This window comes from Paenibacillus sp. FSL R7-277 (genome assembly GCF_000517965.1).
GTDB classification, from domain to species: Bacteria; Bacillota; Bacilli; order Paenibacillales; family Paenibacillaceae; genus Paenibacillus_AQ; species Paenibacillus_AQ silagei.
The window spans coordinates 62555-88526 of the sequence record NZ_ASPX01000108.1 but is presented as its reverse complement, the minus strand read 5'-3'; the positions used below and the strand labels follow the sequence as shown (position 1 = coordinate 88526).

24 protein-coding genes are annotated in these 25972 nt (G+C 54.2%); 10 read left to right on the top strand and 14 right to left on the bottom strand.

Translation table 11 applies throughout. The annotated features are described in order from the left end of the window. Positions 1-42: 42 nt before the first annotated feature. The 7 genes from C173_RS27915 to C173_RS27885 form a co-directional block, all read right to left on the bottom strand. Positions 43-1092, bottom strand: coding sequence for an ABC transporter substrate-binding protein (locus tag C173_RS27915; RefSeq protein WP_051478507.1), 1050 nt, complete (start codon positions 1090-1092; stop codon positions 43-45). Between the two features lie 41 nt (positions 1093-1133). Then, positions 1134-1943 (bottom strand): ABC transporter permease, encoded by an 810-nt coding sequence (locus tag C173_RS27910; RefSeq protein ID WP_442792680.1) that lies wholly within the window; start codon positions 1941-1943, stop codon positions 1134-1136. Positions 1944-2052: 109 nt separating this feature from the next. Beyond that, positions 2053-2838 carry an ABC transporter ATP-binding protein gene (locus tag C173_RS27905; RefSeq protein WP_036731326.1) on the bottom strand — a complete coding sequence of 262 codons (786 nt, stop codon included), beginning with the start codon at positions 2836-2838 and terminating at the stop codon, positions 2053-2055. A gap of 118 nt (positions 2839-2956) precedes the next feature. Continuing rightward, positions 2957-3331, bottom strand: a complete 375-nt coding sequence (locus C173_RS27900) for a Na-translocating system protein MpsC family protein (protein WP_200869600.1) — start codon at positions 3329-3331, stop codon at positions 2957-2959. Positions 3332-3515: 184 nt separating this feature from the next. Continuing rightward, a complete protein-coding gene (gene aroB, locus C173_RS27895; protein WP_036731323.1) occupies positions 3516-4667 on the bottom strand; it encodes a 3-dehydroquinate synthase in 1152 nt (383 codons plus the stop codon). A 58-nt stretch (positions 4668-4725) separates the two neighbouring features. Next, positions 4726-5478, bottom strand: coding sequence for a WecB/TagA/CpsF family glycosyltransferase (locus C173_RS27890; RefSeq protein WP_235192051.1), 753 nt, complete (start codon positions 5476-5478; stop codon positions 4726-4728). Positions 5479-5506: 28 nt separating this feature from the next. Next, a complete protein-coding gene (locus C173_RS27885; protein WP_036731321.1) occupies positions 5507-6391 on the bottom strand; it encodes a hypothetical protein in 885 nt (294 codons plus the stop codon). Positions 6392-6553: 162 nt separating this feature from the next. Here C173_RS27885 and C173_RS27880 point away from each other — a divergent pair, with 162 nt between their 5' ends. Then, the gene (locus C173_RS27880) at positions 6554-6784 is read left to right on the top strand and encodes a hypothetical protein (protein WP_036731318.1); all 231 of its coding nucleotides are present in this window, start codon (positions 6554-6556) and stop codon (positions 6782-6784) included. Positions 6785-7393: 609 nt separating this feature from the next. Here C173_RS27880 and C173_RS27875 read toward each other — a convergent pair. From C173_RS27875 to C173_RS27860, 4 genes are all read right to left on the bottom strand, one after another. Beyond that, positions 7394-8317 (bottom strand): ADP-ribosylglycohydrolase family protein, encoded by a 924-nt coding sequence (locus tag C173_RS27875; RefSeq protein ID WP_036731316.1) that lies wholly within the window; start codon positions 8315-8317, stop codon positions 7394-7396. A 37-nt stretch (positions 8318-8354) separates the two neighbouring features. Next, positions 8355-9353 carry a Gfo/Idh/MocA family protein gene (locus tag C173_RS27870; protein WP_036731313.1) on the bottom strand — a complete coding sequence of 333 codons (999 nt, stop codon included), beginning with the start codon at positions 9351-9353 and terminating at the stop codon, positions 8355-8357. Between the two features lie 111 nt (positions 9354-9464). After that, the gene (locus C173_RS27865) at positions 9465-10256 is read right to left on the bottom strand and encodes a hypothetical protein (protein WP_036731311.1); all 792 of its coding nucleotides are present in this window, start codon (positions 10254-10256) and stop codon (positions 9465-9467) included. A 440-nt stretch (positions 10257-10696) separates the two neighbouring features. Further along, the gene (locus C173_RS27860; protein ID WP_036731309.1) at positions 10697-11410 is read right to left on the bottom strand and encodes a YceI family protein; all 714 of its coding nucleotides are present in this window, start codon (positions 11408-11410) and stop codon (positions 10697-10699) included. 145 nt (positions 11411-11555) lie between these two features. Here C173_RS27860 and C173_RS27855 point away from each other — a divergent pair, with 145 nt between their 5' ends. From C173_RS27855 to C173_RS27840, 4 genes are all read left to right on the top strand, one after another. Next, complete coding sequence (locus C173_RS27855) at positions 11556-12236, top strand: response regulator transcription factor (RefSeq protein WP_036731306.1); 681 nt, start codon at positions 11556-11558, stop codon at positions 12234-12236. Next, a complete protein-coding gene (locus C173_RS27850; RefSeq protein WP_036731304.1) occupies positions 12224-13654 on the top strand; it encodes a sensor histidine kinase in 1431 nt (476 codons plus the stop codon). The genes C173_RS27855 and C173_RS27850 overlap by 13 nt, the downstream gene beginning before the upstream one ends. A 179-nt stretch (positions 13655-13833) precedes the next feature. Then, complete coding sequence (locus C173_RS27845; RefSeq protein ID WP_036731301.1) at positions 13834-14349, top strand: hypothetical protein; 516 nt, start codon at positions 13834-13836, stop codon at positions 14347-14349. A 156-nt stretch (positions 14350-14505) separates the two neighbouring features. Further along, positions 14506-15243 (top strand): hypothetical protein, encoded by a 738-nt coding sequence (locus tag C173_RS27840; protein WP_036731299.1) that lies wholly within the window; start codon positions 14506-14508, stop codon positions 15241-15243. Positions 15244-15345: 102 nt separating this feature from the next. Here the strand turns inward: C173_RS27840 and C173_RS27835 are convergent, their stop codons facing one another. Beyond that, positions 15346-16263, bottom strand: a complete 918-nt coding sequence (locus C173_RS27835; protein ID WP_036731297.1) for a DUF6612 family protein — start codon at positions 16261-16263, stop codon at positions 15346-15348. A 212-nt stretch (positions 16264-16475) separates the two neighbouring features. Between C173_RS27835 and C173_RS27830 the strand changes: the two genes are divergently transcribed. After that, positions 16476-17933, top strand: a complete 1458-nt coding sequence (locus C173_RS27830; RefSeq protein WP_036731295.1) for an amidase family protein — start codon at positions 16476-16478, stop codon at positions 17931-17933. Positions 17934-17996: 63 nt separating this feature from the next. On the opposite strand, the gene C173_RS27825 is transcribed toward C173_RS27830, so the two are convergent. Next, the gene (locus C173_RS27825; RefSeq protein ID WP_036731292.1) at positions 17997-18554 is read right to left on the bottom strand and encodes a DUF1273 domain-containing protein; all 558 of its coding nucleotides are present in this window, start codon (positions 18552-18554) and stop codon (positions 17997-17999) included. Between the two features lie 234 nt (positions 18555-18788). Between C173_RS27825 and C173_RS27820 the strand changes: the two genes are divergently transcribed. The 3 genes from C173_RS27820 to C173_RS27810 are packed head-to-tail and all read left to right on the top strand — an operon-like array spanning position 18789 to position 22771. After that, on the top strand, positions 18789-20456 hold the full coding sequence (locus C173_RS27820; RefSeq protein ID WP_442792679.1) for a spore germination protein: 1668 nt from the start codon (positions 18789-18791) through the stop codon (positions 20454-20456). Between the two features lie 28 nt (positions 20457-20484). Continuing rightward, positions 20485-21588 carry a GerAB/ArcD/ProY family transporter gene (locus C173_RS27815; RefSeq protein WP_036731289.1) on the top strand — a complete coding sequence of 368 codons (1104 nt, stop codon included), beginning with the start codon at positions 20485-20487 and terminating at the stop codon, positions 21586-21588. Continuing rightward, entirely contained in the window at positions 21581-22771 is a 1191-nt protein-coding gene (locus tag C173_RS27810; RefSeq protein ID WP_036731287.1) for a Ger(x)C family spore germination protein, read from the top strand. The genes C173_RS27815 and C173_RS27810 overlap by 8 nt, the downstream gene beginning before the upstream one ends. Positions 22772-22946: 175 nt before the next feature. On the opposite strand, the gene C173_RS27805 is transcribed toward C173_RS27810, so the two are convergent. After that, positions 22947-24977, bottom strand: coding sequence for a beta-galactosidase (locus C173_RS27805; RefSeq protein WP_036731285.1), 2031 nt, complete (start codon positions 24975-24977; stop codon positions 22947-22949). Positions 24978-25096: 119 nt separating this feature from the next. On the opposite strand from C173_RS27805, the gene C173_RS27800 reads away from it, so the two are divergent. Then, positions 25097-25933, top strand: a complete 837-nt coding sequence (locus C173_RS27800) for an AraC family transcriptional regulator (RefSeq protein WP_051478505.1) — start codon at positions 25097-25099, stop codon at positions 25931-25933. Positions 25934-25972 lie beyond the last annotated feature (39 nt).

The following is a 25972-nucleotide window of genomic DNA, read 5'->3' as shown; positions in this document are numbered from 1 at the left end:
TTTGGTCACCTCTTTCATTTTTGAAGACCTGTGGGTCTCAGCTTACTTCGCTGCTGTTTGGTTCACAAACTGCATATCGACCAGGTCATCATAGGTATACTCGCCTTTGTAGATTCCGGTCTTGATCATTACATCCATATCCTTATCCAGCGCCTCCTGCGAGATCACCCCATCCGGACTCCAGAGCTGGTCGTCATACGCCCGGTCAAGCGCAGCTTGGGCAGCAGCATCGGAGAGTGTAGGGAATTCCGCCTTCAAGACACGCATCGCCAGTTCTTTATCCTCCTGGATAACCTTCAGCGCCTTGACGACAGCATTAACCGCCTTCTGTACCGTTTCCGGGTCCTTCTCCAGGGTAGACTTCTTCACGCTCAGCACCGAGTAAGCATAGTCACCCAGATCATGGAATTTGTAAAAAGGTTCATCCCACACCCCCTTGCTCATCCCGTCACTGATCTGCGGCTCCGCGCCGTTCGCAATATCCGCGGCCCCCTGCTGGACCATCGCCACCACCGTGGAGCCATCCGCAGGCTCCAGCAGCCGCACATCCTTCTGCGGATCAAGCCCAAGCTCCAGCAGCAGATATTGGGTCAGCAGGTTCGGCGTTCCGCCATGCCGTCCGGCATTCAGCTTCTTGCCCTTCAGGAAGGCTGCCAATTCTTCAGCTGAGCTGCCTGCCGGGGCTGTCCCTTTTTTGGCCATCAGATAGACATTCGCCCGGTTCACCACATTGCTGACCGAGACGATCGGGTCTGAGTTGCCGATATTCGCCAACGCATTGGACTCCGGCCCGCCGATGACCGCCCAGGCATCCCCGCTGACCACCGAGGTGACATGCGTGCCGCCCGCAGCCTGCAGCATCTCCACCTCAAGACCCTCCTCGGCAAAATACCCCTCACGCTGCGCCACATACAGCGGCAAATAACCTGTATAATGCAGCGGCTCGGCGATAACCAGCTTCTTCAGCTTCTCCGTACCGTTCCCGGCAGCGGCCGCTTCCACTTCAGCATTGCCTTTACCGCCGCAGCCGGACAGCAGAATTACAGAGGCCAGCAGGACGGCCGACAGCTTCATTGTAGTAACATTCTTCATTGGCTTCTCTCCTCTATCTTGTTGAAATGATTGCCCGCTTCTTAAGCCTTTTTCATCCCATATCCCTTAGACAACCACTTCTCCAGCAGCACCACTCCCGCATACATGACCATCGACAGCGCAGACAGAACGACAACCCCTACCCAGACCAGATTAATATCGAGAATAGTACCGGCGTAGATGACCATACGGCCAATGCCATGGCTCGAAGCAATGAATTCTCCGACAATCGCACCGGCCAGCGAGAGGGCAATATTAATCCGCAGACTGCTGATCATCCAGGGCATCGCCCAGGGAATGACTACTTTGGTAAATACCTGATGCCGCTTGGCCCCGAGCGAATACATCAGCTTCTCCATGTCCTTGTCCACACTCTGCACGCCGCTATGCGCCGACAAGGCCGCCACAACCACAGTCATGGCAAAAGCTAGCGCCACCTTCGAGAAGAAACCAATGCCCAGCAGAATCACCAGCACCGGGGCAAGCGCCAGCTTCGGCATGGCGTTGAGCAAGATCAGGAACGGTTCACTGATGCCGGCAAATTTGCGGGACCACCAGAAGGACAGACCGAGCAACGAGCCAATCAGCGTTCCGCCGATGAAGCCGAGAATCGTCGAGCTTGAGGTATAAGCGATATCCTCCAGCAGCGTCCCCTCTGTCATCTGAGTCCAGGTTGTGCTAATAATCCGCAGCGGGCTGCTCCAGTAGTACGGGTCCATCCAGCCGATCCGGGTGAACAACTCCCAGCAGAGCACGATCAGCAGCGCCACAGACAGCCGTCCAATCCCGATAATCCGCCGCGTCCGCCGTCTGGCGGCTTCTTCATCAATGATGACGGGCACTTTCTGCATTTTGTCCGGCTTGACTGAATAGACCGGGGCAGCTTCCAGCTTGTGAATGACATAGCCTTTCTTGTGTACACTCTCCATGGTTGTCCTCTCCTTCAACAGTTTATGAGTTCTAAGAGATACGGGTGGCTGGCTCCTGGTCCCCGCTTGACAGCAGATTCAGCAAATGGGCTTTCAGCTCCATGAATGAAGCAGATACCGTATCCTCCTGGTGTCTTGGACGCGGCATATCTACAGAAATCTTGGAGATGATCCGTCCCGGCCGCCCGGAGAAGACATAGATGTCGTCAGACAGATAGATGGCTTCATCAATATCATGGGTGACGAATAACACTGTCTTGCGGAAGTCTTCCCAGAGCTCCAGCAACCAGTTCTGCATAGTCAGCCGGGTCTGGGCATCCAGTGCGCCAAAGGGCTCGTCCAGCAAAATAATATCGCGCTCATACAGCAGCGTACGGAGCAGCGCTGCCCGCTGGCGCATCCCGCCGGACAGCTCTGCCGGGTAATGGCCGTCGAAGCCCTTCAGTCCATAGCGGTCCATCAGGGGCTTGGCCCGGGCTACCGCTTCCTTGCGCGGCACCCCGCGGATCTCCATGCCCAGAATAATGTTGTCCAGTATCGTCCTCCAGGGCAGCAGCATATCCTTTTGCAGCATATACCCGACATATCCGGTCTTCCCTACGATATCCTCTCCGTCTGCAAGCACACGGCCGGTGGAGGGCGGAATCAGGCCCGCGATAATATTGAACAACGTGGACTTGCCGCAGCCGCTGGGGCCGATAATACTGACAAATCTGCCTTGTTCTATGGAGAGATTCGTCTCCTGCATGGCCATAATCTCCTGGCCGTCACGGCGGAACCACTTGCTGACACCGGCAATCTCAATTTTGGTTTTCATAGAATCAGCTCCTTAAGAAAGTAATAGCATAGTTACGATAAACAAAAAGCCGCCAGTTCTGGACACAGCCCCGCAGGGAAATGTCCGAAAACTGACGGCAGGCCGGCTCTCCGAAAGATCAGAGTTCCAACGTAGCGTTCAGATAATGCTCAAGGTCCTTCTCCAAAATTATGATCGTACCGGAATACTCGGTCTCCACATCATAATCTTTAAGAACGGCCTTAATATTGACTTGAAATTCATCCAGAAATGCCTGCTTGATCTCGGCTTTGAATACTTCATGCAGCACCAGATTCATCTGGCGGCTTGCCGCAGGATCATGGGTATCCAGCACCTTAAGTACGGGCACCCGGCTATTAATGGATAAAATAATAATCTTGTTGCCCACGAAGTCGACCTTCTGCTGCTTAACGCCGGCGTTGAACAGCTTCTTGTTGATTTCGTTGTAAATCCGTAGAATATCCTGTTTCCATTGTCCGGCGGAAGCGATCATTAGCGATCACACCTTTGCTGCAATAGATTATGTTATGAAATGTGACTTGTAAGCAACTATATCGCCTGTGTGCCCACCGCTTATACATCATTATAGATAAATATAAAGACTTGTCAATAAAAATACGGAAGATAATATCACATAATTAAAATAAAAATATATATTATGGCAGAATATATAACATTTAAGTCGCCGGGTTCACGCGAAGCTCCTCTAGCAGCTTCATGACTGCCGATTCTTCAACCGGAACAGAATAAGAACCGTCGGCAAAACGCTTCATCCTCCCGATACCGTCCTGAAAGACGACGCGGATGCGGCCATTGCGTACTTTTTTGTCTGTGTACATGTTGTCCACTAGTGCCCGGTTTGAAATGTACTCTGGAAGCTCTGTTGGCAGGCCTGCCTTCTTCAGCAAAGCCACCTCACGGCTAGCCTGCTCTTCCGTCATATAACCAAATTTCACACCCAGCTTCGCCTGGATGACCAGCCCCACTGCAACTGCCTCGCCATGCAGCAGCCGGTAACCGCTGAGCGCCTCAAGCGCCCGGCCTGCCGTATGCCCCAGATTCAGAATCTGCCGCAGATTACTTTCATGCTCGTCCTGCTCTACCACTTCATATTTGATCCGGCAATTCGTCAGCGCAAGTTGCTCGCATACCCCGGCATCCAGGATCAGCTCCCCTTCTTCCGTAATAATTCTGTCCATATTCGCTTCCAGATAGCTGAAGAACTCCTCATCACTCATGCAAGCGTGCTTGATGGTCTCGGCCAGACCGCTTCTGAATTCACGGGATGGAAGTGTCCGCCAAGCGGCCAAATCTATGTATACTTTACGGGGCTGGTGGAATACGCCGATTAGGTTGGTCGCGACAGGGGTATTCACGCCTGTTTTGCCGCCAACAGAGGCATCTGCTGCTGCCAGCAAGGTGGTAGCATAATTCAGGGAAGGCACTCCCCGGCCAAAGGTCCCTGCCAGAAACCCTGCCAGATCAGTCACCGCTCCGCCCCCTACCGCGATAATACAACAGTCTCTGCCGTAGGCTTGGCTTAGCATTTGGTCCTCCAGCAGCGCTTTGGTCTCACGGGTCTTCGAGCTCTCCCCCGCCGGAAAAGAGAATAAGTCCACCTGGAATCCCTCGCGCCGCAGCAGCTCCAATAAAGGACGGCCATACAACGGCTCCACCGTAGAGTCTGCAATAATAGCATATTTGCTGACTCCCGTAATCAGCCCCTGCTTCAAATCTCGGACTACTGAGGCAAACAGATGCTCACCGATTTCAATAGAGTACGAGTGATCGACTACTTTTTGGAGGGTTACTTCAAAGCTCTTGGACATGGGTTGAGCCCCTTTCATCAATAAACTGTAGCTTGCAGGAGAATGCACCTTGAAGATTTCATTTACGGATCATCGTCCGGTAGACGAACTTCGGCAGCGCAGATTGTCTGCGCCAGCGTGACTTCTGGCCTTTGGCGACGGGTGAGAATAACAGTCTGTGCGCCCACTCCAGATTCATTTTTTTCCAGATGGCCGGTGCCGGTCTTACTTTCCCCGAGATCACATCCAGACTTCCGCCCACGCCAAAACCAAGCTTAATTCCCTGCAATTCATCCTTGTGCTTATACAGCCATTTATCAGAGTAAGGCGCTCCCATGGCAAGAATGAGCACATCCGGCTTGGACTGCTGAATACTGGCGATGATCCCTGACTCTTCATCTGGCGCAAAGAACCCGTGATGCCTCCCGGCAATCTTCACCTGCGGATAGCGCAGATTAATCTGCTCCACCGCCAGTCTGCTAGTAGGCTCATCTGTTCCCAGAAAATAAAAACTCCAGCCCCGCTCATTTCCTTTCGCAAGTAAACTCAGCAGCAGGTCGTAGCCGGTCACCCGCTCCGTGATAGGATTTCCTTGTCTTCGCGCAGCCATCACAATGCCGATCCCGTCAGGGACAATCAGGTCTGCCGAATGGATAATTTCCCGCAGCTGTTCGTCCGTCTGACTCGCCAAAGTAATCTCCGGATTCGCCGTAATGAGATGAAACAGCCCTTCCTGCCCGTCCATGATCTGCTCGTCCAGCAGCGAAGTTGTCTGTTCCAGCGTCAGTTTGGAGAAGGGGACTCCCAGAATATACACCTTGTCCTTCATCATCTCACCTCTCCCATTTGTCTAATCCCATTCATTCCTCAAAGTACTTCCACCACTCCACCAGCCAAGGCTCATCTAAGCCGCGCAGGCGGAATTCCTCCAGCAGCACCCGGCGGACCCGCTTCTCCATCTTCACAAAGCTGTTATCCTCCTGATACATTGGCGCATAGGACAGATCTTCTGATAGGTATTGCCGGAAGTCCTTCATGCAATCAAGCACCCTTATCCCCACTGGAAGGTGCTCTGCTACCTGTACAAGCCATTTATCATACGGATAGGGGTGGCCTTCCACTGTGATGGCACAGCGTAGGGCCTGCTTGAACACCTCCACCGCCTGAAAAAGAATCGGAAAAGCCTCTCCCCGGCGCACGGGATTATCCAGGCTTTTGGCAGCACTCCGAAGGTCTATGTATGTCTTCTTCCGCAGACTCATCAAATGTTCTGAAGGCAGCGGAACCGCTTGCGCAAACAGCGCCTTCAAAGCCAACGGGTCATGATAGAGACAGGCGACTGCTGCATTCCACAACCAATCCAGTTGTCCCTTCTCCAGCGCCTGCTCCAGCTCCGATAATGTGAGCAGGGTGTAGTGTCCTGTTTTGCCGCTGGGCAGATGCACATCTACAAACAAGCTGCTTCTCTCCGGGATCAACTCTGCCCGTTCGAAACGGCTCGTAATCGGCTCATAGCATTCATCCCGGCAGACCAGGATCAGATCAATATCCGAGCTGTCGTCCACAATCCCGAGCGCCGTTGATCCATCCAGCAGGATGCTGATATGCCCGCAATCCTCCGCAAGCAGCGGGTGATTCAGAATGTGCGTGCTGATATAGCTGCCAATTTCACGAAGTAATTCATTGTGCCGTTGCCGGTTGTCCGGCTTCAGCAGCAGACTGGCTAGACTTGCCTTCCATAGCACACGCTTCCCTCCCCCTCATAGAAATTCCGCTCCCTGCAACCAACCGCACAGAACATATTTCCGGAATATTATAACATAATTTAGGAGAGTTACCGTCTGGATTATCTCATAATCGTACTTTGGGTTTACCACAAGCTAACAGGAAGGGAGACCTTGAGAAGAATGAACGATGAAACGATTTATAGCCATGAGGACACGCTGAGGATGCTGGACTCTTTTTTCCGGGACGAGGGGGAATGGTGGGATGGTTTCTATGCGGATAAGGAGAAGGGCATTCCTTTTTTCCCGGATTGTCCCGATGAGAATCTGGTGGAATGCTTCAGCGAAAGGGCGCTCCTATGCTGTAGGCGCTGGAACAGTAGTAACTGTATTTTGTACAATGGAATGCTGTAAAAAGGGCATCGAAATAGATTCTATTGTATTCGGTACATTTGAATTTTGAATAAAAGCCATTTTTCGCTCAATAAGCAACATTCCACTGTACGAAATACAATAGAATCTCATTTCATGGTCAAATATGAGTTTTCTATTGCAGGAAATACAATCAGCTGCTTTCAATTCAAGCGTAGAAGTCGGCGATGGGTGCAGTATCTGCCTGATATCATCGTTCATGCCTCCATTAAGGTACAAGCGATTAGCTTAAGTGCAATCTGTACAACTAAAACGTCTGATGTACCATCGAATCGCGTTTTAGCTGTATTTCGTACATCTAAAATACCTTCATACCCCGGTTCTCAACCATTCAGGCAAATTTAGTTGTACAGACTACAGTTAGGAGAGGAATGTTTGCCATTTCACGGTTTTTAATTGCGTAGAATACACTTATCTCAGAATAATGTCTTTCAAAAATCGCCTCGCACATTACCGCGTTAATGCAAGAACCCACTTCTATAGTTCACATGAGTTCACACACGAAACTCCGCATCATCCTGCACAACAAACAGGCGGGGTGCCTTGTGACCCATGCGCCCCGCCTGCCACATGCAGCTTAACTACCTCCGCTTACTGTACCCGCTCCGTAAACAGCCGCCCCGCGTAATCGCTGATCAGCCCGCGCAACGCCAGCTTGCCGCTCCAATCGGCCGGAATGCCGCTCAGGCCATAGTAGGCTCCGGCGATCTGGCCGTAGATGGCGCCGGTGGTGTCGGCGTCATTGCCGAGATTCACAGCAAGCAGCGCGCCCTCTGCGAAGCTGTCCGACTTATGGAACGCCCACAGCGCGGCTTCCAGCGACTCCACGACATAGCCCGAGCCTTGGATCTGCGGCGGCTCCTTCAGCTTGTAGGAGCCTTGCTTGATATTCAGCATATGCGGCGTCAGCGTATCTTCATCCAGCCATTCGCGGAAGGCATCCGGCGCCAGCATCTCCTGCTTGCTCCAGCCGTGCAGCCCGACTAGAATATATGCCGCGAGCAGGCGGCAGGCAGCCAGACACTCGGCAGCCCCGTGCGTGGTTCTTGAACTCATTGCTGCATAGCGGATCGCCTCAGCGGGCTGCTCCGCATAGTACATCACCACCGGAGCCAGACGCATAATGGAGCCGTTCCCGGCAGAGAACGGATCCTCTGAGCCGCTGTTAGCCTCCCCGCTCGCTTCATACCGGTGCAGCGCTTCACGCGTCGCGTTGCCGATGTCGAAGCAGCGGCCTGTACTGCTCAGTGCTCCCTCGCGGTACCACTTCACATACCGCTGCATCTGATCCGCCGGATCGAAGGCCTGAACGGTTAACAGGCTCTCCGCCAGACAGAGCGCCATCGAGGTGTCATCTGTCCACTGACCCGGCTGCAGAGCGAATACCCCGCCGCCGACAATATCTGTCATTGGCTTGAAGGTTCCGGGTGCCTGGAATTCTACAGTTGTGCCCAGCGCATCCCCGGCGGCCAGCCCCTGCAGGCAGCCCTGATAACGGTCATCAGTCAATGTCACTTGGTCTCCCCCTTTCCCGGAAGCTTCCTGCCCGCACTTATTCGCCGGGATACTTCAGTCCCCACTGCGCCCGGACTTCATCCAGCAGCTTCATCAGCGCTACGGATTCATCCAGCGTCATCACCGGGCTCTCGGTAAGCCCGGCCTGAAGACAACGGCCTACCTCTTCCGCCTCGAAGCAGTACCCGACCGAAGCGCGATCATCTTCGAACCGCTCCGCCAATTCGCCGTTTACGTAGAGCTCGGCTGATTTCGGATTAACCAGGGTGCCATTGACCACGATACGACCTTCCGTTCCATAGATATGGGCTTCATCGTCCAGATTCAGGCGGATGCCGGCATGGAGTGAAGCAGATACGCCATTCCCGTAGGACAGCAGCAGCGAGAAGTGCTCATCCACGCCAGTCTCCCCGATATGAACAGTGCTGGCGATCGACTCTGGATGAGGTCCGAGAACCATCGAGGTGAAGGAGACCGGATAGATGCCGACATCCAGCAGCGCACCGCCGCCAAGGACAGGATTCAGCAGACGTCCTTCCGGGTTCCAGTCAGAACGGAACCCAAGGTCCGCCTTCACTAGCTTCACCTCTCCTATGCGCCCGGCGGCCAGCCATTCCCTCACCTTCACATGTGCCGGGATATACCGGCTCCACATCGCTTCCATGAGGAACAGCTTATGCTCCCGGGCATAGGCCACGACTTCCTCCAGTTCAGCACTATTCACGGTAAAAGGCTTCTCGCACAGCACAGCCTTGCCCGCCCGCAAAGCCAGCAGCGCATTCTCCCGATGAAACGGATGCGGTGTGCCGATATAGATGGCGTCCACATCAGGATCGTTCACCAGCTCTTCGTAGGTGGCGTATGCGACAGGAATGCCGTGATCGGCTGCGAATTTATCCGCGCTCTCCTGCGAGCGCGAGCCGACTGCATAGGCCACCCCATTGCTGGCGTGGGCCAGATCCGTGGCGAACTGATGGGCGATCCAGCCTGTGCTGAGAATGCCCCATTTTATCGTGTAAGCGTTATCTTCTGCCATAGTAATATCCTCCTCGTAATGAAGCTCAGGTCCCTCTGATTCTATCAAAATCTCCCTGGTGTGTATATGTCCGCCGACCGGCAGGAGCCTCCAGCTCCAGACAAGTGTGTATTACAGCCCGAACAACACATTCAAGCGTTCCTCCGAATAACCGTCCTCCCCGCGCCAGTTGGCTACAGCGTTGAAATCATTGTCTCCGCCCCGCCCCTGGCGCGGCTCCTCCTGCGGAACCAGAATTCCAGCATATCCCCAGATCTCCATCACGACATCCCGTTCATGCCGGTTCGAGGGGAATATATCCTTCCAATGCTTCTCCAGCTTCCGTGCACCATCCTTGCTGCCGCATAGCTTCACGGCTTCGGCCATATCCTGCAAAATACGAATATCCTGCGGAGCAGCCTCCACCTCCTCTTCCCGGCTGAACAGCTCCAGATCGAGCCAGCAATACAGCAGCTTATTAAGGCGGATGCCGCCCCATTTGACCCGCTCGAAATTGAGCACATTCAGATCCACAGCGTTGTACTGCTGATCAGACATCAGGTGTTTGGCATCACAAGCAGCACAACTGCTATACCTTGGCTGCTCGGCGGGGGGCTGGGCGAATTCATGTGCAGGCAGCTCCGAGGTCAAAACCCAACTGGACAAGGCGCTCCGCAGATGAACCTTCCGGGTAGACAGGCTGTGCAGAAAAGCCGCCGCCACCTTCTCCCGGGTCACACTCCCGCTGTGCAGCACCCGCAGCTTCTCCACCAGCTCATCATGGGTGATCGTGAGGGGATCGAACATGACCCCCTTGCTCTTCGCATAGTCGAACTCTTCACCGGAAAAAGGCCCGTATGTCCCCTTCCAGCCGCTGGCGCTCCAGAACGATTTTTGCAGTATAGTTTTGGCCTTACGATCCATGTATCTTAACTCCCTTCCTTACCTGATGGTCCTATTGAAAGATTATGTATCTCTTATACTTAACCTGAAGGCGGGGATTTGTACCGTCACAAAAAAACACCCTACCGGGTGAAAGATGCTTTCATGGCGATGCTCAGCCTCCCCCTCGCCAGTTCTGAGAGTCTTCTCTCACCGACCGCTTGCATGGATAGATTGTTGCACATCTTGCAGGATTTCTCTAAAAAGTCACGGGCTGTGGAGCACGCACCACGCGCCAGCACAATGTAATCGGTTTTTCGATTACATTCCGCTCATACACCCCGCGCTGGCCAAACGTGTTCGCTTTTTCGCATACATCCGCATCTGGCCCACCGCCTTCGCCCCAGCCCCAGTCACAGCAAAAAACCCTCCCCGCCAGCCGCGAATCCACGGTAACGGGGAGGGCCATCCACAACCCTATGTTATTTCTTAAGCACCAGCTCCAGGCGCACCTCAAGGTTGTTCTCGGTACTGAGCACGATGGAATGCGGATTGCTGAGGCCGAAATCCTCGAAGGTTACGGTAGTCGTACCCGACAGCTTAAGCTCTCCGCCGCTATATGCAGCCTGCGAGTCGAACGTGACTTCCTTCTCGATGCCTTTCACGGTCAGCGTCCCCTGCAGTTGTACGGGCACCGCTGTACCCTCTGTCCATTCCTTTGGCATCTCCGAGAAGGACTTCACCGTGAAGGTGGCCTCCGGGAACTCCGCTACGGACAAGAAGTCCGCTCCCTTGACATGCTCGTCCCGCTGGGCGGTTCCCGAATCAAGCGCGCTCATGTCGACCGACCCTTCGCCGGTCATTGCGGAGGCATCCTCCAGATTCACCTTCCAGGTACCCTTCACGGAAGGATCTACGAAGTTAACCGTTTCTTTGGATGTGGTCACGGACCAGTAGACCTTGGACGGCTCTGCAATGTTCCAGGTTCCGTTCAACTGCTCCGGCGTTACAGCAGCGGCGGCAGCAGCCGCATTGGCCGTTCCTTCCTTCTGGGCTCCGCTGTCCTGCGCCTGCTCAGGAATCACCGATTCAATCTCCACCTTATTGCCAAGGCTGTTATTCACTAAGATGAAGGCGGTGATGGCTCCTGCAATAATTACAATGGCTGCGGTTATAGCGACTGTTCTCTTCTTCATACGATCTCCTCCATTCCATATTCTTATCTCTGCTCTATTGGCTTGGCTCCCATTCTACCAAAGCAATATGTCGGGAATAAGTCAAAGCATACTAGCCTGCAAATGTGTTAGAATTGTCGTAATTTTAGTTAAGGGACTGAAGCTCATGCAATCGATACTAATCGTAGAGGATGAAGAAGCCATCGCCCGGGTGCTTAGTGCCTATCTGCGAAAAGCAGGCTTTCACGTCACCCGGGCCGCAGACGGCCGGAGTGCCCTGGACGCCTTCGAGGAGGCGCCTCCCTCGCTGGTCCTGCTCGATATCATGCTGCCGGCGATGGACGGCTTCGAGCTGCTGCAGCTCATCCGTGAGCGGAGCAGCTGCCCGGTCATCATGCTCACCGCCCGCGACGGGATCAAGGACCGGCTGGCGGGTCTGGACGGGGGGGCGGATGACTATATGTCGAAGCCCTTCATCCCGGAGGAAGTGGTCGCAAGGGTGCGGGCGGTGCTGCGCCGCCCCTCGCAATGGTCGGACGGCAGCCGCAAGCGCCATTACGGCAGCCTGTTCATCGACTTCTCGGCCCGCAGCATCTTCCTGAACGGGGCAGAGGTCAGCCTTAGCCCGCGCGACATGTCGGTTCTGCTGTTCCTGGCCGAGCGGCCGAATCAGATTTGCACCCGTGACCAGCTCCTGGAGCATGTGTGGGAGATGGATTATGACGGAAGCGACCGTGCCGTTGATCTCTCCATCAAAAGACTGCGCCAGGCGCTCTCGCACTGGCCGGAGGACGAGGGCGAGATCCGCACACTGAGAGGAACGGGTTATCAATTATGGACAACATAAATAAGAGTAAGAAGAACAGCAGCAGGAAAAAGAAGACCACCTCCATTCTCACTTACTGGACGCTGCGGTATCTGCTGATCATCAGCATCGGGCTGCTGGTGACGGCGCTGTTCACCCTCTGGTGGATGCAGCAGGAGGCGATGAGCAACCGGATGCAGACGACCGGCCTGCTGGCGCAGGAGATCGCTGACCGGAGCGTGGATACAGACGGTCAATTAGCGATTACCGGGGGCCTGAATAGGCTGGTAGAGGACCGCAAACGCTTCTTCAAGGTCACTGAAGAAATGTGCGTAATCATCACCGGACCTGAAGGCGAATTGTTATACTCCCAGCCCCCGATGACAGACGAGGAAATGCGACACAAGCTCAATGATAGCCTGACCGATTCGCGAACCTCTGAATACAAGGCCGCCGCCGCACAGATCCAGGGGGACCAGGGCACACTGGGGCAGGTGCTGGTTATGCAGTCCAAGCGCTCCCTGCGTCATATTCCGACAGAGGAGATCACCTTCTTCTCGATTATCATCGTCTTCCTGATTATCCTAAGCTGGCTGACGATCTATCTCTTGTCGATCAAGCTGGCCAAGCCGGTTCAGCGGGTGGCCGCCGCCGCCGCGCAGATCAGCAGCGGCCAATATAATATCGCGCTTGAGACCGGGGCCAAAGAACGTGAGATTCACGAGCTGCTCGTCTCCTTCCAGGAGATGGCGGGCAAGCTGCAGCAGTTCGAGCAGTCGCGGGCCATCATGCTGGCCGGCGTGTCCCATGAGCTCAAGACACCGGTCACCTCAATCAAAGGACTGCTTCATGCGGTCCGCGAGGGCGTTGTCGAAGGCGAGGAGGCCAATGAATTCCTCGATATCGCTCTGCTTGAGACCGGGCGGCTGCAGCATATGGTCGCCGATCTGCTGGACTACAATGCGCTGACAGCGGGCATGGTTGCCGTCCGTCATGATAAGCTCGAAGCGGCCCCGCTGCTGGAGGAAATCCTCTATCAGTGGATGCTGACCCAGAACGGGGAGGTTAATAAGCCCATCCTGCTGCTGCCGGAGAACCCGCTTGTGCTGCGGGGAGACCCGCTGCGCATCCAGCAGATTATTGTGAATCTGCTGGGCAACAGTCTGCAGGCGAAGACGCCGGACTGCAATCTCCAATTGAAGCTTGAACTTACGGCTACGCCGCAGGGGCAGGCCGAAATCTCCGTTACAGATAACGGGCCGGGCATCCACCCGGACAGCCGGGAACGGATCTTCGAAGCCTTCTACCGCAGCTCGGGCAAGCAGAGCCTGCTTCGCGGACTCGGGCTGGGCCTGACCTTCAGCAGACTGCTGGCCGAAGCCATGGGCGGCAGCCTGGAGTTGGGCAGCAATCCGCCGCAGGGCTGCACCTTCGTGCTGCGGCTCCCGCTGGCAGAGTAAACAATCCATGGAGAGGCGCTGTAGTCCATTGTCCCGCTGCATGCTATAATCAACTGACTACAAGCGGAAACGGTATTGCCGTCCTTTTAAAGGACGGTACCGTTTCAGCGAGAAATAGAAAGATAATGTATAGCGTGAAACCTATACATTTTTATATTTCAAGTGAACCGGAGGCGTATATGCTTACTTTTGAACAGAAAATAGCTATTCTTGATTCCTACCCCCAGCTGGAGGCGCGGAAGGTCTCACTGGGACGGGTGAATTATCACCTGGAGCAGAGCCGTCACGATAAGAAGACCGTGGCTTCGCATATTCACCCGAACGGGAACGGCTTCGTCTATGCCGGACTGCTGCGGGGCTATGAGACGGATGATAAGGGACTGGTCAATATCCGCGATTATTCGGAGGCTGCACTGCGCGAGCTGCTGGATGCGTCGATCACTTCTCTCTTGATGTACATTCCCGAGGCCCCTGCCCCTTCCAAAAGAAAGAAAAAAGCGCAGACGGGCGGAGCTGAAGCGCAATCGCTGTGGACGAATGAGGACGGGCATACGCTGAGCCTGAGATTCGAGGAGGATCTGTGGTATCTCTATGCCGGACTACAGCTTGAGATGGCCTTCGAGACGGTCGCTGAAGCGGAGGAATATCTCGCTGAAGAGGGGTTTGCCCGGGTGGCAGACGAATTACAGGAATAGAATGGGTCCCGGCCCGTAAATCGACGTTTATCGACGATTTACGGGCTTTTTCGCATGAATTCCTGCATATTCCGGCAAATTTATAGAATTTCCCGGTGAGTCCCCTTATACTATAGCCAATGGCATTTTCCATATATTTCACAAGGAGGAATCACCATGAACAATCCGGAAGGCGGAACACCCTTCACGAATCCTGAGGGACCTAACAACCAACCTGGGCAACCGCAGCCCCAGCGTAAGGTAACCGAGCAGTTCAATAATCTGCTCAAGGATGAACGTGTACAGCAGGCACAGGCAGTAGGCAAGCAGTATTGGAGCTTTTACCTGAGAGCCCTTACCCGCCCGTACAGTACAATGAGGGAAATTCCTGTGGCCCATTTCATGAACAGCCTGATCACCATGGGCCTTACGGCGTTGTTAACGGCCTTATATTTCCTCACCCTGTTCATCAAATGGGATGTCTCGGCCATCTTCGGCCCCGGCTTCCTGAAGCCGCTGTTATTGACGGCGGTTGGCCTGGCCGTTGCTTGCGGAGCCACTTATGCCGTTCTCCGGCTGGAGAAGGTCAGCTTCGATTTTAAATTGCTGATTACCCGGATGGGAACGCTGCTCGTTCCGGCCGTGGCGCTGCTGGTGCTGGCGATTCTCACACTACTTGTCAGCCTGTACTCCTTCTCGACCACACTGGTGGCGTTGTCCTTCCTATTCGTCTTCATCAGCATGAATACGGCTTTGTTCCAATATCCGCTGAACACTGGCGGCAGCCGGGGCATTGACACCTTATACCCGATTGCCATCGCCAACATTGTGACCGGATATATTTTCTACAAGCTGATCACCTCCGTCATTGCCGGCGCAGCCTTTGGTATGCTAAGCAACTCGTTTAATTTATAAAATCACCCCCCAAACAATTCACGTCAAAAACGGCGCTGCCGTCCTAATCAGGACAGCAGCGCCGTTTCCATATGTTACATTGCTATTCAGCGGGTAAGCCTGTTACGGAGTTGTCGGGGTTGTTGGCATTTCAACTTCCTTCGCGTCCAGCGCTTCCTGCGGAATCTTGATCTCATCGACCTTGTTGTGCTCGCTGATGGTCGCCTTCATATCCATATCAATCGATATCGTCTGGTCATTGCTGGTCATATCCATGACCATGGTTACATCTGTACGGGTTGGATAATACGTCTTCTTATCAACAGCATAAGCGATGTTCATGCTCTTGATGTTCATCTGCTCTATCATAGCAGCCATCTGAGGATCGGCACTGCCGCCCTGGTTCATATAAGACTTCGCCAGCTCCTTGACGTCATCGCCGGATACCTCAGCAGACAGCAGATAACTATCGCCTTCCTCGGTGATTTTTGTCTTCTCGGTAAGCGCCTTGAATTGCTCCATTTGCTTCTCAGGGTTCGCGGACTGCTGCATAGCAGCTAGGACCTGTTCACCCATCGTAGCAGGCATCTTCATCCATTGCCCGTTCATCTGGGAATAGAAGCCGTCCTTAGTCACATATTGCTCGATCTTCTGGTCGCCCTGGGCCGTCTTCATCTGCACCTCCTGATGCATCATCAGCGGCTCCTTAATGAACTTGGATTTCGTGGTCATATCGGTATCTTGCGCATTGTCCCCTTGTGCCGTCTTCACATTGATCTTCTGCTTCACCTGCGATTCCATCGCGAAGCTCTTCAGATCACCCGATGCGGCAACCGACTTCTGAATCAATTCATCCACCGTTGGAACGCCGTCTGATGTCTGTTCAGCAGGCGCTGCCGATGCGGAGGCTTCCGGAGCCGCGCTTCCTGCAGGTGCAGCTGTTGCAGCGCCCTCCGATGGTTTGAGCTCCTCATTATTGCCGCAGCCAGCCAAGGCAACAGTCAGCATAACACCCATAAATATCGTAGTCCATTTCTTCAAGTTCGATTCCTCCTAGTGATGTTAGCAAGTAGTATTGTTAAATCTTGTGATGTATTTAACCACAGGAGCCCCTCTTTTAATCAGCCGTTTAAAAGTTACATCCAAAGTCATGGTCGTCCGGGTGTTAAAAGAATGCTATGAAGACAGGCAAAACTGTGCTTATATGAGGAAGAATACTACTAAATCCTAAAGGGAAAGAAGCGTGGACCCGCATGAGTTTTGAAATCGTAGAGGCTACCCTGTCTGACATTCAAGCCGCTCTGGATTCCGGGGAGATCACTTCCAGACAATTAGTCCTGATGTACCTTGAGCGCATAGCGGATCATGACAAAAACGGTCTGACGGTGAATTCTGTACTGGAGATTAACCCGGATGCGCTGTTCATCGCTGAATCCCTGGACGTAGAGCGCCAGCTTCAGGGTCCGCGCGGACCGCTGCACGGCATACCGGTGCTATTGAAGGATAACATTAATACCGGGGATAACATGCATACCAGCGCGGGCTCGCTCGCGTTGGCGGACTCTTTTGCCGGAGAGGATGCCTTCATCGTCAGCAGGCTGCGCGAGGCGGGAGCTATCATTATGGGCAAGGCTAATATGACGGAATTCGCCAACTTCATGACGAACGGCATGCCCTCCGGCTACAGCTCCCGTGGCGGGCAGGTGCTTAACCCCTATAACATCTCCACGCCGACAGGCGGCTCCAGCGCCGGGTCTGCGGTAGCAGTGGCCTGTAATTTCTGCACTGTCTCCGTTGGAACAGAAACCTCTGGTTCCATCCTCAATCCCGGAAATCTGGGCTCCATTATCGGCATTAAGCCCACGGTTGGGCTGATCAGCCGCTCCGGTATTCTGCCGCTCTCCAGCACGCAGGATACCGCCGGGCCTATGGCACGAACGGTCCGGGATGCTGTCCTTCTGCTGAATGCACTGCTCGGCCAGGATACCGGCGATGCGGCCATGGGTACGAACAGAGGTAAGGTTCATGAGGATTATACGGTTTTCCTGGATGGAGACGGTCTGCGGGGAGCAAGAATCGGAATTCCGCGCGATTATTACTTCGAGGAGCTGACGGAGGAGCAGCTTGCACTGTTCAATGCCTCTGTGGAGAGAATGCGGGAGCTCGGAGCAATCATCATTGATCCGGCCGAGATTACCACGGCGCGGGAGATCAGCTATTCATCCGTGGTGCTGAATGAATTCAAAACCTCGCTGAACGCCTACCTGTCCCGCCTGGGCCCGGGGGCACCGATGCGTACTTTGAAGGATATTATTGATTTCAATCATGCCCATCCGGTCCAGACGCTGAAGTTCGGGCAAGCGACCCTGCTCGATGCCGAATTAACAACCTCCGGCACCTTCACTGAGCCGCAATATCTGCGCGACCGCATGACGGATCTCAGACTCTGCAAGGAGCTCGGGATTGACGCTACTATGCGCGAACATCAGCTTGATGCCCTGCTGTTCCCCGCTGACTTCGGCGCACGGATTACCTCAAGAGCCGGATATCCGTCGATCGTGGTGCCGTCAGGCTATACCTCAGCCGGTGCCCCCTTCGGCGTAACCTTCTCCGCCCGGGCCTATGAAGAACCGGTGCTTATCAGACTGGCTTACGCCTATGAGCAGAACTATAAGGTGCGCAAGCCGCCTTCACTCCGCAGCTTCATCTGATTCCGCTTCATGCCATCATGGGACAGGCCCCAGGGGCGCAGCTCACAGCTGCGTACCCCCTTCTCAATCATAGTCATGCCGGTTCTCTTCATCGGCAATGCTCTGAATCTCCTCTGCATGCATCAGATGCAGCTCATAATCGCCTTCGGCATGCAGCTTCACGACCCGCTCTTTGGTGAACTTCGCACTGCTCTCCGCCGCATCCTCGTCGTAGAACAACAGAATCCCGTCGCTTTTACGCAGCAGCAGATCATCTCTGGCCTTGAACTGCCAGCTCCCGTCATAGGGAGCATTGCTAACGGCTCCGTAGTAGTCAGCACCGGCTACAATGCGGCGGTATTCATTCTGCTTCTCTTCCTTCCACTTCTCCTCCGGTGACGCATGGGCTGTAATAATGCCCAGCTTCAGTCCGGGATATTGCTGCTTCAGCTCCAGCACCACCTCGCAGGCCCACAGATCAACACCATATTGCCCGGGAGTAATGACCCATTCCAGGCCCTCCTCCACCAGCGGAATGATCCGGTTCGCGAGTGCTTTTTTGATATAGGGAATGCCCTGATGCTTGCTGTCATAAATGCCGAGCTCATGGGCCCGGTAGCCTGTGACCAGTAAAGTCTTCATGTGCTGCGCCTCTCTCCTGACTGCTTCATTCCGAAATGTATGGAACAACCTGTACTCTATGCATTATATCTTATTTCGCGTGGCAGGGCTGCCGGACCCGGGGAGCATATAAGCCGGACCCACCGTGCCAAATTATTTTCGGTAATTACGAGTAAATTCAGATAAACTTTGGAAAACTTGATGAGAAGAAAGACGTCTGCTTCTGTCCTGACATTTAAATTACTGCGGCTGGGGATGATCACACTGTTCGCTTCCATTGTATCTTATATACCCGGCTGGGCAGTCTTTGGTCAGGCGGGCGTAGCTCTGCTCGTTCCACTGCTTCTCACGTTACTGTATAGATCGCTCTATAGGCTGGTAGGCAGCGGCCGGGGCCAGATAGGGTACGGCTCCAGAACCGTTCGCCAGACCCAGCCGCCTGCACCTGCCCCCTCCAGCATGGCGGGTACAGCTCCCTTCAGCGGCAGCTACAGCAAGGATCTGCTCGCTGTGCAAACCGCCATTGGAGACAACAGCGATTTGCATTTCAGGGAATTCACATTAGCGAATACAGGTGCCCGGGCCGTGCTTGTCCATATAGACGGGATGCAGAATGACAGACTGCTGAATATGCAGATCATGCAGTTCCTGATGTACGACTTACCCGAAGAGCCGCTGTCTTCTGCAGGCATTGCCCGCCGTCTACTCCCCTTCAGCGAGCTTAAGGAAGAGACCGCTATCGAAGCGTTCAATAAATACATCCTCTTCGGACACGGAGGCCTGCTGATCGAAGGCCTGCCCTGCGGACTGCTCATCGAAGTGCCAGGCGCTGCTAACCGTGCCATCGCGGAGCCGGTCTCCGAAGCCCTGCTCCGCGGTCCCCGGCTGGGCTTCTCCGAGGTGCTGAGCGAGAATACCTCCATGCTGCGCCGCCAGGGCCTGAGCGACCAGCTTGAGATGAAGTCTTACCGGGCAGGCAGCACGATAGAGCGGGAGATTGTGATCGCCTACATGAAGGATATCGTCAATCCCGACCTGCTGGAGGAGATCAAGAACCGGATCTGTAAAATCGATATTGATTTCGTAGCCGAATCCGGTTATATCGAGCAGCTCATTGAGGATAATTATCTCAGTCCGTTCCAGCAGCTGCAGAATACAGAACGGCCGGACAGAGTGATCAGTGCCCTGCTGGAAGGACGGGTTGCCATCCTGCTCGACGGTACACCCTTTGTACTAATCGCACCGGTAACGTTCAGCATGCTGCTGCAGTCGCCGGAAGACTATTATGAGCGCTGGCTGCCGGGAACGCTTCTGCGGCTGCTGCGTTTTGGCGCTTCCTTCTTTGCCCTGATGGCTCCGGCCCTGTACATCTCATTCATCTCCTTTCATCCGGGGCTGATTCCTACAGAGCTGGCGATCACGATCATCAAGACCCGGCAGGGCGTGCCCTTCCCTTCACTGATTGAAGTGCTGATTCTGGAGGTCTCCATCGAGATCCTGCGCGAAGCCGGCATCCGGCTGCCGAAGCCGATTGGTCCGGCGATGGGGATCGTCGGCGGTCTGATCATCGGCGATGCTGCGGTACAGGCGGGTATTGTCAGCCCGTTCCTGGTTATTACGGTTGCCGTAACCGCCATCTCCTCCTTCTCCATTCCTATGTACAGCGCCGGAATCACCCTGCGGATGCTGCGCTTCGCCGGTATGCTATTCGCCTCGGTGCTGGGAATGTACGGTACCATTCTGTTCTTCCTGCTGATCTGCTGTCATCTGAGCAAGCTCAAGAGCTTCGGAGTGCCGTATCTGACCCCGCTCTCCCCTTTCCGTCTCAGTGACTGGAAGGATCTGTTTCTGCGGGCTCCAATGGCTCTGATGAAGCGCAGACCTCTCATGATGAAGACCCGGCAGAACAAACGTAAGTCATAACCGCGCCTGCGCGTAAGGAGGACGTATCATGTTCATACGCACCGATGACAAAATCACACCTACACAAACCGCCGTTTTCCTGAACAATACGCTGCTGGGCGCGGGGATTCTTACGTTGCCGCGCAGTGTAAGCGATAGTGTCAAAACTCCGGATGGCTGGATTTCCACCCTGCTCGGCGGGGCCATTGTGATGCTTGCTGTACTTCTTATGGTGAAGATCAGCCAGCAATTTCCGGGAAAAACCGTCTTTCAGTACTCAAGGCTGCTGACCGGCCGGTTCGTCGGCGGCATTCTGTCCATGCTGTTAATCCTGTATTTCATCACTATCGCCGGCTTTGAGATCCGATCACTGGCCGAGGTTACCCTGTTTTTCCTGCTGGAGGGGACTCCAATCTGGGCAGTAATTCTTCCTTTTCTCTGGCTGAGCACCTACCTCGTGTACGGAGGCATCAACTCTATTGCCCGTGTCTACACCATTGTTTTTCCGATCAGCATCATGATTCTGCTCATCTCCTTCGTGCTCAGCCTGCGGATGTTCGATATCGATAATCTGCGTCCTGTGCTCGGCAATGGGTGGTCCCCTGTATTCACAGGGCTCAAATCCACTGTGCTTGTATTCACCGGCTGTGAAGTCACCATGACGCTTGTGGCATTCATGGAGGACCCCAAAAAGGCTGTCAAAGCTATGCTTGGCGGCCTGAGCATCCTGCTGGCCATCTATTTCCTGACCATTACTATAGTGATCGGAGGCATCTCTATTGATTCCGCCATTACCAGCACCTGGCCCACTATTGATCTATTGCGCAGCTTTGAGGTGCCGGGATTTTTCTTCGAGCGTTTGGAATTCCCGTTCATGGTCATCTGGCTGATGCAGATGTTCTGCAACTTCAGCAGCTTCTTTTTCCAGTCCTCACTGGGTCTCTCCCAGATTTTCAAGCTTAAGGTCCATCCGATTATGTATGCGCTGGTTCCGCTTCTGTTCATTTCGGCGATGCTGCCGAAGTCCTTAAGCGACCTGTTCGCACTCGGGGATACCATAGGCAAGATGGGGGTGGTATTGTTCCTGCTGGTGCCTGTCCTGCTCTCAGTCGTCTGGCTCATCCGGGTGAAGGGGCTGAAGCAGCATGTGTAGACGAATCCTGGTGGTGCTGTGCAGTCTGCTAATCCTTGCCACACTGACCTCCTGCTGGAGCAGTAAAGAGATTGAGGATCTGGCCCTATACGCAGGGCTGGCTCTGGATGTCGGAGAGTTCTCGCCCACAGAGCAGGAGCTGGAGGACAAGGGCGCTACTTATTATAAAAAGAATAAAATCACCGCCACTGTGCAGATGGTTCCGGCTAACTCCGTGGGAGGGGTAGATAAACAAGGCGGCAGCAGCAGTAGCGCACCCTATATGAATGTAACCGGAACCGGAGATTCTGTGCTTGAGATCTTCCGTCAATATTCCATACTGCGTGAACGACCGATCATCGGCCACCACCTCAAGGTTATTGTGATCTCCAGTGAGCTGCTCAAGCAGCAGAGTATAAACCAGTTAATGGATTTCGTGCTTCGGGATAATGATATCCGTCCCAGTACGATGGTGTTCATAAGCCAAGGCCGGGCAGCAGACACTATGGTCGCGAAGCAAAAAAATGAAATTCCTGCCTTTCATATTAGAGATATGCTGCGCAATCAGAAGAGAACCAGCAAGGTGCTGGACCCTGTTATTTTATCGAAAATGGATGCCAATATGTTCTCCAAACGCAGTTATGCGCTGCAGAACCTGGTAACGGCAAATGGTGAGGTAGAATTCTCGGGAGCCGGAGTAATCAAGGGAGATACCGGACACTGGGTGGGGGCGCTGACTCAGGAGGAAACCGAATGTCTGAGCTGGCTGACCAACGGGGGGCAAAGCGGTGTCATCAAGACCTACGACTGGAGCAATGAGCCGATTACCTATGAACTCAAGTCCATGAAGAGTAAAATCACTGCCAAAGCAGACGGCGGCCAGCTATCCTTCGACGTCAAGCTCACAACGGAAGGAAGGCTAAGCGAAACCTGGAACGTAGAGGAATACCCTGCGGCCACCCATCTTCCCCAAAAAGCAGAGAAGCTGTTCAAGGAGCGGCTGGAGCGGATGATGACGGGTATGCTTCACAAGCTGCAGTCGGATTACAAAGCAGATGTGGGCGGATTCTCCACCAGGCTCAGCATTCAGGAGCCCGCCTTATGGAAGAAGCTTGAGGATCATTGGGACGAGGTGTTCAGCCGGACTCCTATTCATGTCACGGTTGATTTGAAGATTACGGACTTCGGCTCCTTTACCCAATAAAAGGAGTACTGCGTAGGCTGTGGCGTTCTCTTCCGGCTACTGCTGTGTTAGCATCCAGTGAGCATCAAGTATAACTCCAGTCCTCGCTTCCGATAGTTTGAGCCCGCCCCGGTAACAACAAAACAGCAGGCAGCCCCCGTCACGGGAGGCCGCCTGCTGTTTGAAGTTTCAAGAATTACAGTCTGTCTGACAGAATCAGCACTCCGCGCCCGGGAACTGTAGTGGAGCCGCTGAACTTCTTCCCGGTAAGCAGATCGGTCCGCTCTAGGGTACCGATATCCGCACGAAGCTCCTCTGCTGAATGGTTCAGCAGGAACAGATAGGATACGCCGTCCTTCACACGCTGAACGGACTCAATACCTTCCGGCGCGCTGACCAGCGGTGCAATGCCGTTATCGGCGCACAGGTTAGCCAGGAAGCCGCGCAGGAAGGCCGCATCCGGGCTGGTGGCCACATAATAAGCCTTACCAGCGCCGAAGCTGTTCACCGTTAGGGCAGGCATACCTTTATAGAAATCCGCACCATACTGAGCGAGCACCTCTGCGCCTTCGGGATGAATCAGGTCGCAGAGCAGGCCGCAGGCATAAGAACGGTTCAGAGCCCCCCATTCCTTATTCATTATGATTTCATTGCTCATGCCCGGCAGCAGGGCATCGATCTCCTCGGCCCAGATCCCCAGCACCTTACGCAGCTCTCCCGGATACCCGCCAACCGTAACCAGATCATTCTCATTGACAATCCCGCTGAAATACGTCGTAATGAAGGTGCCGCCTGCCTGGACGAAGGCTTCAACCTTCTCGGCGAAGCCCGGCTTCACCATATACAGCACCGGTGCAATGACAATCTTGTATCTCGACAGATCCTCTTCTACGCCGATCATATCCGCTTCAATATTCTGCTGATAGAGCGCATCATAATACTTATGGACCTCGTCCACATATTTCAGTGCAACAGACGGGCCGCTGGAGAGATCAAGCGCCCAGCGGTTCTCCCAGTCGTAGATAATCCCGATCTGCGCCGCACTGCGTGCATCCAGCAGCTCGCTGCCCAAGCTCTCCAGCTCCCGGCCCAGCTCAGCACATTCGCGGAATACGCGGGTATGCTCATGCCCTACATGCTCAATGACCGCTCCGTGGTATTTCTCGCAAGCGCCGATGGACCGCCGCAGCTGGAAGAACAGCACGGTGTCAGCACCGCGCGCTACCGCCTGATAGCTCCAGAGGCGCATGACGCCGGGACGCTTCAGGGAATTGTACGGCTGCCAGTTCTGCTGGCTTGGCGTCTGCTCCATCAGCATGAACGGCTGGCCGTTCTTCAGGCCGCGCATAAGATCATGTGTCATCGCCGTATGGCTGACCGGCGTGTCCAAGTACGGATAGTTGTCCCAGGAGATCACATCCATATGTTTCGCCCATTCAAAATAATCCAGCTCCGGGTAGAAGCCCATCATGTTGGTTGTAATCGGAATGTTCGTGCTGTGCTGCTTGATGGCTTCGTACTCCAGCTTGTAGCATTCCAGCAGGCTGTGCGACATGAATCTCCGGTAGTCCAGAGAAATTCCCTGGAAGTTGGTCCGGTTACCGCCCCACTCTTCACTGAGTTCATTCGGAACAACGATTTCCTCCCAGTCATAGAAGGTATGGCCCCAGAACCGGGTGTTCCAGGCTTTGTTGAGCGCATCCAACGTTCCGTAACGTTCCTTCAACCAGACACGAAAAGCAGCCTCGGACTGCTCGGAGTAATCATATCCCCCATATTCATTGGAGATATGCCAGGCCACCAGGCCCGGGTGATCCTTATAGCGCTCAGCCAGCTTACCGGCCAGCAGTGCCGCATATTTGCGGTAGACTGCGCTGTTCGGGTTGGAGTTGTGGCGGCCGCCGAATTTACGCTTCCGGCCCTGAACATCCACGCGGGTGACCTCCGGATAGCGGTGAGCCATCCAGGCCGGATGTGCCCCGGTACCCGTAGCCAGACATACATAGGTGCCGTTCTTATATAAGCGGTCGATTAACTCATCCAGACCACTGAAATCGTACGTATCCTCAGACGGCTGAATCAGCGCCCAGGAGAACACATTAATGGTTGCTACGTCTATGCCCGCGAGCTTGAACATCCGCTCGTCCTCTGCCCAGTCCGGGGCCTCCCATTGCTCCGGGTTATAATCTCCACCGTACCAGATCTTAGGTAATTTCTCGTTGATCACGCTACGCACATCCTTTATAGTATAAGTATATTCTTATTTTAATCGCTACCTCTATCGCTATAAATATAATATTAATGAATTGGAATATAATAATATGGAACACCAGGAGATGAACCGGAATGTCACTGGATACCGTCCGCAGAATCGTATTCGCCCAGGAGAGCGGCCAGCTGCTCCCCATCACCCTCGACAGTATGGGTTATAACCCTGATCAGGAACAAGTCTCCCGGCCGCAAGGCTATCACACCTATCACTGGCTGCAGACGGCGCATGGCGGCGGGATGATCCACTTTGACAACAAGAAGCTCACACTCACCGAAGGCAGCGGCATTCTGCTGATGCCGGGGACACCGCACCGCTATGAAGCACTCTCCTCAGAGACTTGGCGCACCTATTATCTCACCTTCGGCGGGACCTCAGCCCGGCATATTCTGGATTCGCTCGGGATGAACACCAGCCTGTTCTACCGTTGGGAGAGCGGGGCCCCGCTGAGCTCGATGCTGAAGGAGATGCTGGACCGCCACGATACTTCGAATGACATGTTCAGTCTCGGGGAATCCAGCGATGCCTACCGTTTCCTGCTGACCCTGAACAAATACGGGCAGCTGCATAACAACACGGCAATCTCCCGCAATGTGGACAAGCTTCAGCCGCTGCTGAAATGGATGGACAGCCATTATGGTGATCCCGAGGTAGGCCTCAGTGATCTCGCCTCCCGGCTTGAGGTGTCCGGCAGATATCTGAACAGCCTGTTCCTGCAGACCTTCGGGCTATCGCCTTATGCTTATTTCGTCCGGCTGCGCATCCGCAAGAGCAAGGAGCTGCTGGTTGCGAATCCCCAGCTTACCGTTAAGGCCATCTCGCAGCTGGTCGGCTTCCGCGATGTCAGCCATTTCGTAGCCACCTTCCGTAAGCAGTCGGCGGTTACGCCAGAGCAGTTCAGGAAGCTGCACTAACTCCTGGACATACAGAGACGGATACCATCCACCTAAGTG

Excerpts from the sequence above, each read along its gene's own strand:
- C173_RS27800 (WP_051478505.1), top strand. The coding sequence starts at position 25,097 with ATGTCACTGGATACCGTCCGCAGAATCGTATTCGCCCAGGAGAGCGGC.
- C173_RS27860 (WP_036731309.1), bottom strand. The coding sequence starts at position 11,410 with ATGAAGAAGAGAACAGTCGCTATAACCGCAGCCATTGTAATTATTGCA.
- C173_RS27870 (WP_036731313.1), bottom strand. The coding sequence starts at position 9,353 with ATGGCAGAAGATAACGCTTACACGATAAAATGGGGCATTCTCAGCACA.
- C173_RS27845 (WP_036731301.1), top strand. The coding sequence starts at position 13,834 with ATGCTTACTTTTGAACAGAAAATAGCTATTCTTGATTCCTACCCCCAG.
- C173_RS27825 (WP_036731292.1), bottom strand. The coding sequence starts at position 18,554 with ATGAAGACTTTACTGGTCACAGGCTACCGGGCCCATGAGCTCGGCATT.
- C173_RS27840 (WP_036731299.1), top strand. The coding sequence starts at position 14,506 with ATGAACAATCCGGAAGGCGGAACACCCTTCACGAATCCTGAGGGACCT.
- C173_RS27865 (WP_036731311.1), bottom strand. The coding sequence starts at position 10,256 with ATGGATCGTAAGGCCAAAACTATACTGCAAAAATCGTTCTGGAGCGCC.
- C173_RS27880 (WP_036731318.1), top strand. The coding sequence starts at position 6,554 with ATGAACGATGAAACGATTTATAGCCATGAGGACACGCTGAGGATGCTG.
- C173_RS27830 (WP_036731295.1), top strand. The coding sequence starts at position 16,476 with ATGAGTTTTGAAATCGTAGAGGCTACCCTGTCTGACATTCAAGCCGCT.
- C173_RS27915 (WP_051478507.1), bottom strand. The coding sequence starts at position 1,092 with ATGAAGAATGTTACTACAATGAAGCTGTCGGCCGTCCTGCTGGCCTCT.
- C173_RS27890 (WP_235192051.1), bottom strand. The coding sequence starts at position 5,478 with ATGATGAAGGACAAGGTGTATATTCTGGGAGTCCCCTTCTCCAAACTG.
- C173_RS27900 (WP_200869600.1), bottom strand. The coding sequence starts at position 3,331 with ATGATCGCTTCCGCCGGACAATGGAAACAGGATATTCTACGGATTTAC.
- C173_RS27910 (WP_442792680.1), bottom strand. The coding sequence starts at position 1,943 with ATGCAGAAAGTGCCCGTCATCATTGATGAAGAAGCCGCCAGACGGCGG.
- C173_RS27820 (WP_442792679.1), top strand. The coding sequence starts at position 18,789 with ATGATCACACTGTTCGCTTCCATTGTATCTTATATACCCGGCTGGGCA.
- C173_RS27810 (WP_036731287.1), top strand. The coding sequence starts at position 21,581 with ATGTGTAGACGAATCCTGGTGGTGCTGTGCAGTCTGCTAATCCTTGCC.
- C173_RS27905 (WP_036731326.1), bottom strand. The coding sequence starts at position 2,838 with ATGAAAACCAAAATTGAGATTGCCGGTGTCAGCAAGTGGTTCCGCCGT.
- C173_RS27815 (WP_036731289.1), top strand. The coding sequence starts at position 20,485 with ATGTTCATACGCACCGATGACAAAATCACACCTACACAAACCGCCGTT.
- C173_RS27855 (WP_036731306.1), top strand. The coding sequence starts at position 11,556 with ATGCAATCGATACTAATCGTAGAGGATGAAGAAGCCATCGCCCGGGTG.
- C173_RS27850 (WP_036731304.1), top strand. The coding sequence starts at position 12,224 with ATGGACAACATAAATAAGAGTAAGAAGAACAGCAGCAGGAAAAAGAAG.
- aroB (WP_036731323.1), bottom strand. The coding sequence starts at position 4,667 with ATGTCCAAGAGCTTTGAAGTAACCCTCCAAAAAGTAGTCGATCACTCG.